The organism is Nonomuraea sp. B208, assembly GCF_057536035.1.
Window position 1 is genome coordinate 289,493 of record NZ_BAAJOU010000024.1, and the last position, 13,847, is coordinate 303,339.

The 13,847-nt window shown below is 73.1% G+C and carries 15 protein-coding genes; 10 read left to right on the forward strand and 5 right to left on the reverse strand.

Going from position 1 to position 13,847, the window contains the following annotated elements; translation table 11 throughout:
* The first annotated feature begins 33 nt into the window (after nucleotides 1-33).
* Nucleotides 34-1,059 carry a glycoside hydrolase family 113 protein gene (locus AC27IY_RS27545; protein ID WP_449952313.1) on the forward strand — a complete coding sequence of 342 codons (1,026 nt, stop codon included), beginning with the start codon at nucleotides 34-36 and terminating at the stop codon, nucleotides 1,057-1,059.
* Here AC27IY_RS27545 and AC27IY_RS27550 read toward each other — a convergent pair whose 3' ends face one another.
* On the reverse strand, nucleotides 1,060-1,785 hold the full coding sequence (locus AC27IY_RS27550) for a helix-turn-helix domain-containing protein (protein ID WP_423448430.1): 726 nt from the start codon (nucleotides 1,783-1,785) through the stop codon (nucleotides 1,060-1,062).
* A 138-nt stretch (nucleotides 1,786-1,923) separates the two neighbouring features.
* Here AC27IY_RS27550 and AC27IY_RS27555 point away from each other — a divergent pair, with 138 nt between their 5' ends.
* Both AC27IY_RS27555 and ppk2 read left to right on the forward strand, forming a co-directional pair.
* Nucleotides 1,924-2,763: a universal stress protein gene (locus AC27IY_RS27555; protein WP_449952318.1), complete on the forward strand. Its 840-nt coding sequence runs from the start codon at nucleotides 1,924-1,926 to the stop codon at nucleotides 2,761-2,763.
* A gap of 88 nt (nucleotides 2,764-2,851) precedes the next feature.
* Nucleotides 2,852-3,634, forward strand: coding sequence for a polyphosphate kinase 2 (gene ppk2, locus AC27IY_RS27560; RefSeq protein WP_449952321.1), 783 nt, complete (start codon nucleotides 2,852-2,854; stop codon nucleotides 3,632-3,634).
* Here ppk2 and AC27IY_RS27565 read toward each other — a convergent pair.
* Both AC27IY_RS27565 and AC27IY_RS27570 read right to left on the reverse strand, forming a co-directional pair.
* Nucleotides 3,612-4,391 carry a hypothetical protein gene (locus AC27IY_RS27565; protein WP_487179689.1) on the reverse strand — a complete coding sequence of 260 codons (780 nt, stop codon included), beginning with the start codon at nucleotides 4,389-4,391 and terminating at the stop codon, nucleotides 3,612-3,614. The two genes, ppk2 and AC27IY_RS27565, sit on opposite strands and share 23 nt — an antisense overlap.
* An 80-nt stretch (nucleotides 4,392-4,471) precedes the next feature.
* Complete coding sequence (locus tag AC27IY_RS27570; RefSeq protein WP_364452120.1) at nucleotides 4,472-5,140, reverse strand: CBS domain-containing protein; 669 nt, start codon at nucleotides 5,138-5,140, stop codon at nucleotides 4,472-4,474.
* Between the two features lie 198 nt (nucleotides 5,141-5,338).
* Here AC27IY_RS27570 and AC27IY_RS27575 point away from each other — a divergent pair, with 198 nt between their 5' ends.
* The 6 genes from AC27IY_RS27575 (at nucleotide 5,339) to AC27IY_RS27600 (ending at nucleotide 11,214) form a co-directional block, all read left to right on the forward strand.
* Entirely contained in the window at nucleotides 5,339-6,313 is a 975-nt protein-coding gene (locus tag AC27IY_RS27575; protein WP_487179690.1) for an Acg family FMN-binding oxidoreductase, read from the forward strand.
* Nucleotides 6,314-6,396: 83 nt separating this feature from the next.
* A complete protein-coding gene (locus tag AC27IY_RS27580; protein ID WP_423448421.1) occupies nucleotides 6,397-7,770 on the forward strand; it encodes a cytochrome ubiquinol oxidase subunit I in 1,374 nt (457 codons plus the stop codon).
* 14 nt (nucleotides 7,771-7,784) lie between these two features.
* On the forward strand, nucleotides 7,785-8,756 hold the full coding sequence (gene cydB / locus AC27IY_RS27585) for a cytochrome d ubiquinol oxidase subunit II (protein ID WP_487179691.1): 972 nt from the start codon (nucleotides 7,785-7,787) through the stop codon (nucleotides 8,754-8,756).
* Between the two features lie 82 nt (nucleotides 8,757-8,838).
* A complete protein-coding gene (locus AC27IY_RS27590; protein ID WP_487179692.1) occupies nucleotides 8,839-9,678 on the forward strand; it encodes a hypothetical protein in 840 nt (279 codons plus the stop codon).
* A gap of 93 nt (nucleotides 9,679-9,771) precedes the next feature.
* Nucleotides 9,772-10,665, forward strand: a complete 894-nt coding sequence (locus AC27IY_RS27595) for an ABC transporter permease (protein WP_344219250.1) — start codon at nucleotides 9,772-9,774, stop codon at nucleotides 10,663-10,665.
* Between the two features lie 78 nt (nucleotides 10,666-10,743).
* The gene (locus tag AC27IY_RS27600; protein ID WP_364452104.1) at nucleotides 10,744-11,214 is read left to right on the forward strand and encodes a VOC family protein; all 471 of its coding nucleotides are present in this window, start codon (nucleotides 10,744-10,746) and stop codon (nucleotides 11,212-11,214) included.
* Between the two features lie 10 nt (nucleotides 11,215-11,224).
* Here the strand turns inward: AC27IY_RS27600 and AC27IY_RS27605 are convergent, their stop codons facing one another.
* Nucleotides 11,225-11,806, reverse strand: coding sequence for a helix-turn-helix domain-containing protein (locus AC27IY_RS27605; RefSeq protein ID WP_487179693.1), 582 nt, complete (start codon nucleotides 11,804-11,806; stop codon nucleotides 11,225-11,227).
* Nucleotides 11,807-11,899: 93 nt separating this feature from the next.
* On the opposite strand from AC27IY_RS27605, the gene AC27IY_RS27610 reads away from it, so the two are divergent.
* On the forward strand, nucleotides 11,900-13,558 hold the full coding sequence (locus AC27IY_RS27610; RefSeq protein WP_487179695.1) for an FAD-dependent oxidoreductase: 1,659 nt from the start codon (nucleotides 11,900-11,902) through the stop codon (nucleotides 13,556-13,558).
* A 20-nt stretch (nucleotides 13,559-13,578) separates the two neighbouring features.
* Here AC27IY_RS27610 and AC27IY_RS27615 read toward each other — a convergent pair whose 3' ends face one another.
* Complete coding sequence (locus AC27IY_RS27615; protein ID WP_364452097.1) at nucleotides 13,579-13,776, reverse strand: hypothetical protein; 198 nt, start codon at nucleotides 13,774-13,776, stop codon at nucleotides 13,579-13,581.
* Nucleotides 13,777-13,847: the final 71 nt, after the last annotated feature.

Below are 13,847 nucleotides of genomic sequence, written 5' to 3' on the forward strand. Positions count from 1 at the left end.
GGCCGTACCCTAATTGGAAGGAGGCGTGCGATCATGCGCGCCAAAGGCATCAGCTACGAGACCGGGTTCCTCAACAAGGGCGAGTTCTCCCGCCGGGAGTTCGACCACGACGTGGTCCGCCGCGAGCTGCGGATCATCCGCGACGACCTGCACTGCACCGCCGTACGCGTGATCGGCGGCGACCCCGACCGGCTGGAGTTCGCCGCGACCTGCGCCGCCGAGCTCGGCCTGGAGGTCTGGTTCTCGCCCTACCCGCTGGAGCTGACCCGCGAGGAGTGCCTGAAGCTGTTCGCCGACTGCGCCGAGCGCGCGGAGCGCGTCAGGCGGCGCGGCGCCGAGGTCGTCTTCGTCGCCGGCGCCGAGCTGAGCCTCATGAACCCCGGCTTCCTGCCCGGCGGCAGCCTCAGGGAACGGCTCGACGGGCTCCTGCGCGGCGAGGGCCTGCCGGAGCGCGTCGCCGGGGCGAGCACCCTGGTCAACGACTTCCTCGGCGAGGCCGTGGCGCTGGTCCGCGAACGGTTCGGCGGCCGGGTCACCTACGCCTCCATCCCGCTCGAACGCGTCGACTGGACGCCGTTCGACTTCGTCTCCGTGGACCTCTACCGGTCGGCCGAGGTCGCCGACCGCTTCGAGGACGGCGTGCGCGCGCTGGTCGCGCAGGGCAAGCCGGTCGCGATCACCGAGTTCGGCGCGGCCGGCTACCGGGGCGCGGGCGACCTCGGCGCCACCGCCCTGGACGCCGTCGAGTACGACGAGCACGGCCCGGTCCGGCTGCGCGGCGTGTACGAGCGCGACGAGCCCGGCCAGGCCGCGTACGTGCGCGAGCTGCTGGAGATCTTCGACGCCGCCGGCGTGGACAGCGCGTTCGTGTTCATCCTGGCCCTCTACGACCACGTGCACCGCCCGGACGGCGACCCGCGCGACGACCTCGACCTGGCCAGCTACGGCATCGTCAAGGTGCTGGCCGAGGGCCGCGGCACCACCTACCCGGACCTGCCCTGGGAGCCGAAGGAGGCGTTCGCCGCCGTCGCCGCCCACTACGGCGGCCTCACCGGGTGATCACAGCCCGCGGATGCGCCGCCCGGTGATCTGCTGGGGGACGATCCTGACGTACAGGTGGCGCTCGCCGCCCGCCCACGGCGTCACCCCGGCCCCGGCCGTCGCGGCCGCCTCCTCCTCCGGCACGTGGTGCGCGGCCCCCTGCACCAGCACGCTCCACCCCTCGCGGCGGGTCTCGTCGATGTGGTCCACCTCGAAGGCGATCAGGATCTCGACGCCCACCACCCCGGACCGCAGGTCCTGGTCCATCGGCCCGCCGTGGGCGGTGCGGAAGACGACCGCGCCGCCGTGCATCCGGTAGTTCACCGGCAGCACCGTCGGCCCGTGCGAGCCGGAGAAGGCCACCCGCCCGATCCCGCCCGGCTCGATCAGCCGCCGGCACTCGTCCTCGCCCAGCACCTCCAGCGAGGGGTGGGCCATCGCCGGGCCGCGCCCGGGAGGCCGCTCGCGGCCCCCGCCGAGCAGCTCGTCCATCGTCGTGTCCAGGGCGTTCGCCAGCCGGTGCAGCGACCCGGTGTCCGGCATGTCGGCGTGCTCCTCCAGGTACTGCACGTAGCCCGCCGACATCTCGGCGCGAGCGGCGACCTGCTCGCGGGTCAGGCCGAGGCGTTCGCGGTGATGGATCAGGCGCCGGCCCAGATCGCCGGTTCCGGTCATGATGGCTCCCCCGTTCCTGGGCCGCCCGGCGGCCGGCGTCGGATCGAGGTCCGCCGAAGCGGTGCCCATGTCCTGAACGCTACCCGCGAGACCCCCGGCCAGCCCAAGGGCCGTTGGACCCGGCGCCCCGGGACCTCCGGCCCTGCACCCGGCCGCCGCCCGTGCGGTCGACTGGAGGTGTCAGCAGGAGCGGCCGAGGAGGAAGTCATGATCGTTGTGGGCGTCGACGGATCGGTGGCGGCGCGCGCGGCCGTGGAGTGGGCCGCCTCCGACGCGGTGCGGACGCGGGAGCCGCTGCGCATCGTGCACGCCGTGGACCGCACGCCGTACCAGGTCGGCAGGTTCCCCACCCCCGTCCTGCCCGACGCGCTGCTGCGCGAGGGCCGCAGGATCCTGGACGAGGCCGTCGCACTGGTACGCGAGCGGCAGCCGCACGTCGAGGTCGAGACGCGCGAGGTGGAGGGCGCCCCCGCCGTCGTGCTGCGCGAGGAGGCCGAGGGCGCGAGCGAGATCGTGGTCGGCGGCCGGGGGCTCGGCGGCTTCGCCGGGGCGCTGCTCGGCTCCGTCAGCACCCACGTGGCCGGGCACGTCCGCTGCCCCGCCGTCGTGGTACGCGCCGCGCGGCAACCCGCCTGCGGCGAGATCGTGGCCGGCGTCGACGACTCGCCCGAGTGCCGGCCCGCCCTCGCCTATGCCTTCCGCCAGGCCGAGCTGCGCGGCGCCAAGCTGCGGGCGGTGCACGCCTGGCAGCTTCCCGTGCACGCGTTCGCGCCGGAGATCGCCTACGACGTGGACGAGATCCGCGCGGCCCAGCACGAGCTCGTCGCAGCCGCGCTGGAGCCCTTCCGCGCGGAGCACCCCGCCGTCGAGGTCATCGAGGAGACGCACTCCGGGCACCCCGTGGACGTGCTGACGGCGGCCGGCGCGCAGGCCGACCTCGTGGTGGTCGGCTCGCACGGGCGCGGCGCGATGGGCTCGGCCCTGCTCGGCTCGGTCAGCCGCGGCGTCCTCCACCACGCCCGCTGCGCCGTCGCCGTGGTGCGCTGACGGTGCGTTGATGGCGCGCTGATCCTTGCCCCGGCGGGCCCGTACGCGGTTGGCTGCCAGGATGAGCACCGATGCGAGGACCGGCAGGTTGAAGCGCAGACCGTACGAGAAGGAGCTGCTCCGCCTGCAGGCGGAGCTGGTCGAGCTGCAGGAGTGGGTGAAGACCGGCGGCCACCGGATCGTGGTGATCTTCGAGGGCAGGGACGCCGCGGGGAAGGGCGGCGCGATCAAGCGGGTGGCCGAGTACCTCAACCCGCGCGTGGCCCGCATCGCGGCCCTGCCCGCCCCCACCGAGCGGGAGCGCACGCAGTGGTACTTCCAGCGCTACGTGGCGCACCTGCCGGCGGCCGGGGAGATCGTGCTGTTCGACCGCAGCTGGTACAACCGGGCCGGGGTGGAGCGGGTCATGGGTTTCTGCACCCAGGAGGAGTACACCCGGTTCCTGCACCAGTGCCCGATCTTCGAGCGGCTGCTGGTCGAGGACGGCATCCTGCTGCGCAAGTACTGGTTCTCGGTGAGCGACGCCGAGCAGGAGCGGCGTTTCCGCGCCCGGCTGGAGGACCCGATGCGGCGGTGGAAGCTGTCGGAGATGGACCTGGAGTCGATCACCCGGTGGGAGGACTACTCGCGGGCCAAGGACGAGATGATGGTGCACACCCACATCCCCGAGGCCCCCTGGTACGACGTGGAGAGCGAGGACAAACGGCGGGCCCGCATCAACATGATCTCCCACCTGCTGGCCTCGATCCCGTACCACGAGGTGCGGCGGGCGCCGCTGGAGATCCCCGAGCGGCCGCCCGCCACCGGCTACCGACGCCCGCCCCGCGTCGGGTCCCACGTCCCCGACGTCACACGCGACCTGCCGGAGTGACGTCCCGCGCGGCCCTGGCCGCCATCACGCCGATGACCGCCGCGGCCACGTACGGCCAAGCGACGAGCTTCGCCAGGCTGGAGCAGTCGTGCGCGGCGCCCGACAGCACTGCGGCGAGCGGCGTGTAGAGCGCCGGGACGAGCAGCGCCACGGCGGCGGCCGTCGCGCCCCTGCCGTTGACGAGGATGGCGCCGAGCGCCGCCACGGCCACCCAGAGGCCCAGCCGCTCGGAGGTGTCCAGGCGCATCCACCACGACGCCCATTCGTCCGTCAGGTCCGGAAAGCATCCCAGGTAGGCGTCAGGCCCCCAGAGCGTGAAGGAGCGGGCCAGCGCGAGACCGATCACGGTGGTCCAGGCCGCCGCCACCGCCGCCGGGACCCGGCGCGGGCCGGCGTCGCGGCGCGCGAGGAGACAGGCCGCCGTCGCCGCCGCCGCGCACCCGGTCACGAGCCCGAGGCCCTGAGTCGTCCCGCAGATCGAGACGTACGGCACCAGGTACGTCAGCCCGCCCAGCAGCAGCACCAGCCCGGAGACCGCCGCCCCGACCAGGGGGAAGCGGCGCGGCAGCCACAGCCCGGTGAGCGCCAGCGCCACGGGCAGCAGGTCGGCTGCCCATCCCGCGGCCGAGTACACCACCACGGCGAGCGCGGAGGGCTCCGGCCTCCGGTAACCGAAGTACCCGCAGGTCTCGCCGGGGATCACCGACGCGAGAACGGCGGGCGTGACGGCCGCCAGCACGGCCAGGAGACGGAACACCGGCGGTCCTTCCACGACGAGGGGACGCCGAAGGCTACCGCGCCAAGATCATCCGGGGGAAGCCGGTCGCGCCGTCCCGATCACCTCGTGTCGTCCTGCTTCCAGGTCAGCTTGTCGGCCACGCCGACCACGCCGTTGACCCGGCCGGTCATGCGCACCGCGACGGCCGCCTCGGTGCGGCGGTCCATCCAGCCGGTGAGCGTGACGACGCCCTGGTGCACCTCCACGTGGACGCCCGCCGTGTCCACCCACAGCGCCTGGTCCAGGATCTCGTCGCGGACCTCCTCGGCGATCTCCTCGTCCGGGCGCAGGAACACCTTGACCAGGTCGCGCCGGCTGACGACGCCGGTCAGGCGGCCGTTGTGGTCCACCACGGCCAGCCGCTTCACGCCGTGGGCGTCCATGAGCCGGGCGGCCGAGACGGCCGAGGCCTCGCCGCTGATCGTGACGGCGGGACGGGTCATGAGCTCCGCGGCCGTGTCGCCCTCCGCCTTCTGCCGGCCCTTGGGGTGACGCAGCCGGGCGCGGAGCGGGGGACGGTAGCCCTCGCGGTAGAACTCCTCGCGGAACTCCTCCTTGCGCAGCAGGTCGGCCTCGGACACCACGCCGACCACGTGCCGGTCGCCGTCGACGACCGGTACGGCGCTGATGCCGTGCTCGATGAGGGCCTGGGCGATGTCCTTGAACGGCGTCTCCTCGGTGACGGAGACGACCTCGCCGGTCATGACGTCCGCTACGGTCATTCGCATGCCTGCCTCCTTTGCGGTCGCCTCCATCACAGCTCCCGGCGGGCCGGGGGAGTAGGGACGGAAGTCCCTGGTGAGGCGGTCCTTGGTCAGGCCGGGCCGCTCGCGGGCCCGACGCCCCTGCCCGGAGGGGACCTTCGGCCCTCATCGGCCGCCACCTGCCGTGATGGACTGGTCGTATCGTCCGCTGGAGGTGGGGACATGAGCATCCGTACGGCGAGCGACGCCGTCCAGGCCGCGCTGGAAGCCGCGCGCTGGGCCCCGTCCGTGCACAACACCCAGCCCTGGTCGTTCGCCGTGTCCGGCGACGAGATCGGCCTGCGCGCCGACACCGGGCGCCGGCTGCGCGTCGGCGACCCGGCCGGCAGGGAGCTGCTCATCAGCTGCGGCGCGGCGCTGTTCACCATCCGCACGGCGATCCGCCGCGCGGGCTTCGAGCCCGTCGTGCGCGTCCTGCCCGACCCCGACCGCCCGTCGCTGCTCGCCCTGGTCCGGCCCGGCGCCGGGACCGAGCCCGACGAGCACACGAGGGTGCTGGCCGGGGAGATCGAGCGGCGGCGTACGCACCGGTCCGGGTTCACCACCCTGCCGGTCCCGGACCGGCTGGTCCGGTCGCTGGCGGCGACCGCCGGGCAGGAGGGCGCCGCGCTGCTCGTCCTCGCCCCGCCGGCCGTCGAGGCGGTCGCCGCGCTGACCCGGGCCGCCCAGATCGTGCAGAGCGAGGACCGGCCCCGCCACCTGGAGGTCGTCCGCTGGGCCCGGCCGCCGGGCAGCGCACGCAAGGACGGCGTGCCCGCCGGGGCCTACCCGCACGACGAGCCGCGCACCGACCCCGCCTTCGCGCAGCGCGACTACGCCTGGCGCCACGACTGGGGGAACCCCGCCGACCAGGCCGGCTCGACCTCGCCCGGCGTCGTGGCGGTGCTCACCACCGCCGGCGACACCAGGGAGGACTGGCTGAAGGCCGGCGAGGCGCTGCAGCACGTGCTGCTGAAGGCGAGCGCGTACGGCGTGTCGGCGGCCTTCCACACCCAGGCCCTGGAGATGGACCACCTGCGCGCGTTCCTGCGCGAGGAGCTGTGCGGCGGCGCGCACCCGCAGATGATCATGCGGCTCGGCATCACCTTCGACGACGCCGAGACGGTCCGCCGTCCGGTCGGCGACCTGCTGAGCTGAGCGGCTCAGAAAGGCGGAGGTCCCGGACGGAGAGGACCAAGGGCCCTAGGTGAGGCCCGGGATCTTGCAAGACGCTGATCCGCATGGACGTCCTCGACCTCTCCCGATGGCAGTTCGGGATCACCACCGTCTACCACTTCCTGTTCGTGCCGCTGACCATCGGCCTGTCGGTGATCGTGGCCGGGCTCCAGACCGCGTGGTACCGCACCGGCAAGCAGGAGTACCTGCGCATGACCCGGTTCTGGGGGCGGCTGTTCCTCATCAACTTCGCGATGGGCGTGGTGACCGGCATCGTGCAGGAGTTCCAGTTCGGGATGAACTGGAGCGACTACTCGCGTTTCGTCGGTGACGTCTTCGGGGCCCCGCTCGCCATGGAGGGGCTGATCGCGTTCTTCATGGAGTCGACGTTCCTCGGGCTGTGGATCTTCGGCTGGGACAAGCTGCCGAAGAAGGTGCACCTGGCCACGATCTGGCTGGCCGCCATCGGCACCAACGTCTCCGCGTACTTCATCCTCGCGGCCAACTCCTGGATGCAGCACCCGGTCGGCTACCGGATCAACAACGGCCGCGCCGAGCTGACCGACATCTGGGCGGTGCTCACCAACTCCACCACGCTCGTCACCTTCCCGCACGTCATCGCCGGCGGCTTCCTCGTCGCGGGCGGCTTCGTGCTCGGCGTCAGCGCCTGGTTCCTCATGCGCCGGCGCGAGGTGGACGTCTTCCGCCCCGCGGCCCGGCTCGCCATGGTCGTCAGCCTGGTCGCCGCGGCCGGCGTGTCGCTGTCGGGCCACATGCAGGCGCAGATCATGACCGAGCAGCAGCCGATGAAGATGGCCGCCGCCGAGGCGCTGTGGGAGGACGAGAGCTCGGCCGGGTTCTCGCTGTTCGCGATCGGCGACGTCGAGAACGGCCGCAACCACGTCAACCTGCAGATCCCCTACGGCCTCAGCCTCCTCGCCACCAACACCCTGGACGGCAAGGTCGAGGGCGTCAACGACATCCAGGAGCGATACCAGGCCCTCTACGGCCCCGGCGACTACCGGCCGGTCGTCGGCCTGGCGTACTGGTCGTTCCGGCTCATGATCGGCTTCGGCATGCTGTCCGCGCTGCTGGCCCTCGCCGGCCTCTGGCTCACCCGGCGTGGCCGGCTGCCGGCCGGCACGTGGGCCTACCGCCTGGCCATGCTCGGCATCGGACTGCCGTTCGTCGCCAACTCGCTCGGCTGGATCTTCACCGAGATGGGCCGCCAGCCGTGGACGGTGTTCGGCCTCATGCGCACCGCCGCCGCCGTCTCGCCCACCGCCGACGTCCCCTCCGTCGCGATCACCCTGGTCGGGTTCACCCTCGTGTACGCGGTCCTCGCCGTGATCGAGGTGCGGCTGCTGCTCAAGTTCATCAAGCGCGGCGCGCAGGAGGAGCTCGAACCCGAAGCTCCCGTGCCCGCCCTGTCCTACTAAGGAACTCACCGGCCATGGAACTCACCACCGTCTGGTTCTTGCTCATCGCCGTGCTGTGGACCGGCTACTTCGTCCTGGAGGGCTTCGACTTCGGCGTCGGCATCCTGCTGCCCTTCCTCGGCGGCGGCGACGGCGAGCGCCGCACCATCGTCAAGACGATCGGCCCCGTCTGGGACGGCAACGAGGTGTGGCTGCTGGTCGCCGGCGGCGCCACCTTCGCCGCCTTCCCCGAGTGGTACGCCACCCTCTTCAGCGGCTTCTACCTGCCGCTGTTCCTCATCCTGCTGGCGCTGATCGTGCGCGGCGTGGCCCTGGAGTACCGCGGCAAGAGCGACAGCACCAAGGGCTGGGACCGCGCCTTCTTCTGGGGCTCGCTCGGCCCGGCCCTGCTGTGGGGCGTCGCCTTCGCCAACATGGTGCGGGGCGTGCCGCTCGACGCCGACCACGAGTACACCGGCACGCTGTTCACCCTGCTCAACCCGTTCGCGTTGCTCGGCGGCCTGGCCATGCTGCTGCTCTGCACCCAGCACGGCGCGGTCTTCCTCGCCCTGCGCACCACCGGCGAGCTGCGCAAGGGCGCGGCCAGGATCGCCGCCGCGCTCGCGCCGATCACCGTCGCCGTGGTCCTCGCCTTCCTCCTCATGGCACGGGCCGGCGTCCTGTCCTGGGCCGCGGTCGCCGTGGCCGCGATCGGGCTCGCCGTCGCGCTGATCGCCACGCTGCGCGGGCGCGACGGCTGGGCCTTCACCGGCAGCGCCCTGGCCATCGCCGCGTTCGTGGCCACCCTGTTCACCAGCATGTGGCCGAACGTGCTGCCCGCACTCGACCCGGCCAACAGCCTCACCGTGACGAACGCGGCCTCCTCGCCGTACACGCTGACCGTGATGACCTGGGTGGCGGCCGTCTTCACGCCCGTGGTGCTGGGGTACCAGGCGTGGACGTACTGGGTGTTCCGCCGCCGGCTGACGGGCGCGTATTCGGCCTGAAGTCCCGGCGCGGTGGGGCTTCAGGCTGGCAGGGTAGGACCCCCGACGGCAGGCGTGAACCCCCACCCCCAGGAGGCATGACATGACAGCACGTACCGGGCGCGCCGTGGTCCTGCTGGTCGCGCTGGGGGCGGCCGCGGCGGGCTGCGGGGGCGAACCGGGCCGCACCCCGTCCCCCTCCGTCCCGTCCACCGCCCCGCCCGTCGAGACCGCCCCGTCCGCCGAGACCTCCCCGCCCGCCGAGAGCTCCCCGCCGCCGTCGACCCCCGGGTCGCCGGAGAGCGCCTCGCCCACGAGGTCCCGTGACCTCGTGGCCGGGCGCTACCAGCCGCTGTGGCCGTTCGCCGACGCCGCGGCCGCGGAGGCGTGGCGGAGCCGCCACCGTGAGGACGGCGCCGACGCCTGGCACCTCGACCCGGCGCGCACCGCGGTCCGCTTCGCCCGCGACCACCTCGGCTTCAGGGAGATCGACCGCGCCGTGAAGACCGACCTCGACGGCGCCCACGCCCGCGTGCACGTCGGCCTCACCGCCGAGGAGGGCCCCCGCCCGATGGTCGCCGCCGTCGTCCACCTGGTCCGCTACGGGAAGGGCGCGGACGCCCCCTGGGAGGTCGTCGGCACCGACGACACCACCTTCTCCCTCACCACCCCCGAGTACGGCGCCTCCGTCGGCTCCCCGATGACCGTCGGCGGCCGGATCACCGGCGTGGACGAGAGCATCCGCGTCCAGGTGCGCCGCCCCGGCGGCGGCAAGGCGCTCGGCGAGCACTGCTGCGTGGGCGCGGGCGGCGAGAAGTCCCCCTGGTCGGCCGAGGTCACCTTCAAGCCGGCGTCCGGCACGACCCTCACCGTCGTGGCCTCCACCGGCGGCCACGTCGCCGAGGTGGAGCGCTTCGCCGTCACCGGCGTGACCGTCCCCTGACGCCGCGCCGCCCGTCCACGGCCATAAGCAGGGAAGACACGCGGCTCCCTTGCTAGCATCCCCGGTTGTCGGACCGTCGCGACCGAGGTGCCCATGAGCCAACTGGAAGAGACCGCGCCCGAGAGCGGGTCGCTCGCCGAGCTCGCCAGGAAGCACGGGCTGCGCCCCGCCATCGCGCGCCCCCGCTTCCCCGCCTACCTGCGCCAGCTCTGGGAACGGCGCCACTTCATCCTGACCTACGCCACCTCCCGCAACGTCTCGAAGTACTCGGGGTCGGCGCTGGGGCAGTTGTGGCAGGTCCTCACGCCGCTGCTGAACGCGGCGATCTACTACGTGATGTTCGGCCTCATCCTGGGCGGCAGCAAGAACATCCCGAACTACCCGGCGTTCCTGCTGACCGGCATGTTCGTGTTCACCTACACGCAGCGCACGGTCACCGCGGGGGCGAAGTCCATCTCCGGGAACCTGTCCCTCATCCGGGCGCTGCACTTCCCGCGAGCCTCGCTGCCGCTGGCGTACACGATCCAGGAGCTCCAGCAGCTCGCCGTCTCCATGGGCGTGCTGCTGGTCATCGTGCTGATCACCGGGGAGCCGATCAGCTGGTTCTGGCTGATGGTCCCGGTGGTCCTGCTGCTGCAGACGATGTTCAACATCGGGGCGGGGCTGATCATGGCCAGGCTCGGGGCGTCCCTGCGGGACCTCGGCCAGCTCCTGCCGTTCATCATGCGCACCTGGCTGTACGCCTCGGGCGTGTTCTTCGCCATCCACGACAAGGTCGTCGGCTCGGCGGGGCTGCCCGAGTGGGTCGCCACCGCGATGTACCTCAATCCGGCGGCCTCGTTCATCGAGTTCATGCGCGACCTGCTCCTCACCCGCCACACGCCGCCGTCCATGGTGTGGCTGTCGTGCCTGTGCTGGGCGGTGGTCACGCTGGTCGGCGGGTTCTGGTACTTCTGGCGGGCCGAGGACCGCTACGGGCGCGGCTGACCGGCCCGCCCGGGATGATCGTGCGGTCCGCGCGGGTTGCGGAGAGGGAAGCATCCGCGCAGCACCGAGGAGCACGCATTGAGCACGAACGCCGAGGGCCGCGGCCCGGTCCGCCAGCTTCGCCTGGTGGTGGAGGCCGAGGACTACGAGGCCGCGCTGGCCTTCTACCGGGACGTCCTGGGGCTGCCCGAGGAGGCGGCCTTCTCCACCGGTGACGGCGCACGGGTGGCGATCCTCGACGCCGGCCGGGCCACCTTGGAGATCGCCAACCCGGCGCAGAAGAAGATGATCGACGAGGTCGAGGTGGGGCGGCAGGTCGCGCCCAAGCTCCGGGTGGCGTTCGAGGTGGACGACTCGCGCGGCACGACCGAGCGGCTGGTGGCGGCCGGCGCGAGCGAGGTGGCGCCGCCGACCGTCACCCCGTGGCAGTCGCTGAACGCCCGGCTCGACGCGCCGGGCGGCCTGCACATCACCGTCTTCCAGGAGTTGCAGGCCGCCGAGGAGCGCCAGGCGCTGGACGGCTTCGGCACCGACGACACCCGCGGCTGACCGTCCGAGGCTATTTCGGAGCAGGACGGGCGCGTACGTGCATGCGCTCGCCCTGCGGCCCGAACAGGGCCAGCACCTCGGCCGGCTCGTCGCCCACGTTCTGGAAGGCGTGCGGGGTGCGGGTGTCGAACTCGGCCGCCTCGCCCGGCTTCAGCACCACCTCGTGCGGGCCGAGCAGCAGCCGCAGCCGCCCCGAGAGCACGTACAGCCAGTCGTAGCCCTCGTGGACCTTCTGCTCGGGCACGAAGCCCGGCCAGCCGGGCGGGTAGATCAGCTTGACCGCCTGCAGCCCGCCGGGGCTCCGGCTCAGCGGGATCCAGGTCACGCCGTTGCGCTTGACCGGCCGCATGGTCACCCGCGGATCGCCGGTGACGGGCGCGCCCACCAGCTCGTCGAGCTGCACCTGGTGGGCGCGGGCCAGCGGCAGCAGCAGCTCCAGGGTGGGCTTGCGGTGCCCGGACTCCAGCCGCGACAGCGTGCTGACCGAGATGCCGGTGCTCTTCGACAGCTCCGCCAATGTCACGTCGCGCTCCTGGCGCAGGGCGCGCAGCCGCGGCCCCACCGACTGCAGTGTCTCGTCGAGGTCCTCCACTCTTCCGATTTTGCCATTCCGGCAACGAAGTTTGTCAATTCGGCCGCTGATCGCGGACAGTTGACCTCACAAGGCGACGTGGAAGGAGCCGAAGTGGTGAACACGAAGTACGACGTGGTGATCGTGGGCGGCGGGGCCGCCGGGCTGAGCGGGGCGCTGACCCTGGGCCGGGCGCGGCGCAAGGTGCTGGTCGTGGACGCGGGCCGGCCGCGCAACGCCCCCGCCGAGGGCGTGCACACCTTCCTGACCAGGGAGGGCATGCCGCCGCACGAGCTGCTGGCGGCCGGCCGCGAGGAGGTCGCCGGGTACGGCGGCGAGATCGTCACCGGGACCGTCGTCGCGGCCGAGCACCTGGGCGGCGAGGAGCCGGGCCCGTTCCGGGTGACGCTGGCGGACGGGACGGCGGTCGTGGCCGAGCGGCTGCTGCTGGCCACCGGCCTGGTGGACGAGCTGCCGGACGTGCCGGGCCTCGCCGACCGGTGGGGCAAGGACGTGCTGCACTGCCCGTACTGCCACGGGTGGGAGGTGCGCGACCGGGCCATCGGGGTGCTGTCCACCGGGCCGCTGGGGGTGCACCAGGCGCTGCTGTGGCGGCAGTGGAGCGAGCGGGTGACGTTCTTCCTGCACGACGGGCCCCGGCCGGACGACGAGCAGCGCGAGAAGCTGGCCGCGCGGGGCGTCACCGTGGTCGAGGAGCGGGTGGCCGGCCTGGAGATCGACGGGGACCGGCTGACCGGGGTGCGGCTGGACGGCGGGCGGGTGGTGCCGTGCGAGGCGCTCGCCGTCGGCTCCCGGCTCAGCGCCCGCGCCGACCTGCTGCCCGGACTGGGGCTGGAGACGGAGGAGCTGGTCATGGCCGGGCACGTGATCGGCACCCACGTTCCGGGGGACGCGACCGGCGCCACCCGCGTGCCGGGCGTGTGGGTGGCGGGCAACGCCGTCAACGTGACCGACCAGGTCATCGCCGCGGCGGCGGGCGGCGTACGGGCGGGGGCGGCCATCAACGCGGACCTGATCGAGCAGGAGAACCGCCGCGCCGTCGCCGCGTTTCGCGCGAACGCCCAGAACCAGCACGGTCACGGGCACGGTCACGGGCATGGGCATGGGCAGAGTGGATTCGAGGTGCCAGAAGGGGTCACGGCGGAGGAGTTCTGGGACGGCCGTTACGGCGAGCAGGACCGCATCTGGAGCGGCGCGCCCAACGTCGCCCTCGTCCGCGAGGCCGCGGACCTGCCGCCCGGCCGCGCCCTCGACCTCGGCTGCGGCGAGGGAGCCGACGCCGTCTGGCTGGCCCAGCGCGGCTGGCGGGTCACCGCCGCCGACATCTCCCAGGTGGCGCTGGACCGCGCCGCCGAGGAGGCGGAGCGGGCGGGCGTGGCCGACCGGATCGAGTGGCGCCGCCACGACCTGGCGACGTCCTTCCCCGACGGCTCCTACGACCTGGTGAGCGCGAGCTACCTGCACTCCCCGGTGCAGTTGCCGCGCGAGGAGGTCCTGCGCAAGGCCGCCGCGGCCGTCGTCCCCGGCGGGACGCTGCTGATCATCGGGCACCTGGGCTGGCCGTCCTGGGTGGAGAAGCCGCCCGTCGAGGTCGCCTTCCCGACGCCGGGCGACGTCCTCGACGCGGTCGAGCTGACCGGGCCCGGGTGGGAGGTGCTGACCTGCGAGGAGTTCACCCGCGAGCGCACCGCGCCCGACGGCACCCCCGGCGCCCACGTGGACTACGTCATCAGGGCCCGCCGGCGCCCCTGACGCCCGGGGGCCGGGAGGTCTCAGGGAGTGGGGGACAGGGGCCGGTCGTCCTCGCGGGCGCGTACGCGCTCGTCGAGCCCTTCCATCGCGCGGACGAGGGCCAGGTTCGCCGCGCTGAGCGTGCGCACCTGCTCCTCCAGCTCGGCGAGCCGCTTCTTGACCGCCAGCAGTTCGACGTCGAGAGCCGGCGCCTCCATGAGCATGCGACCGCCAACCATGATCGGTTCACCTCCGATGAGCGGGGACACCATGATGATGGCCGGGCGGCGGAACCTGGGGGTAGTGGCGA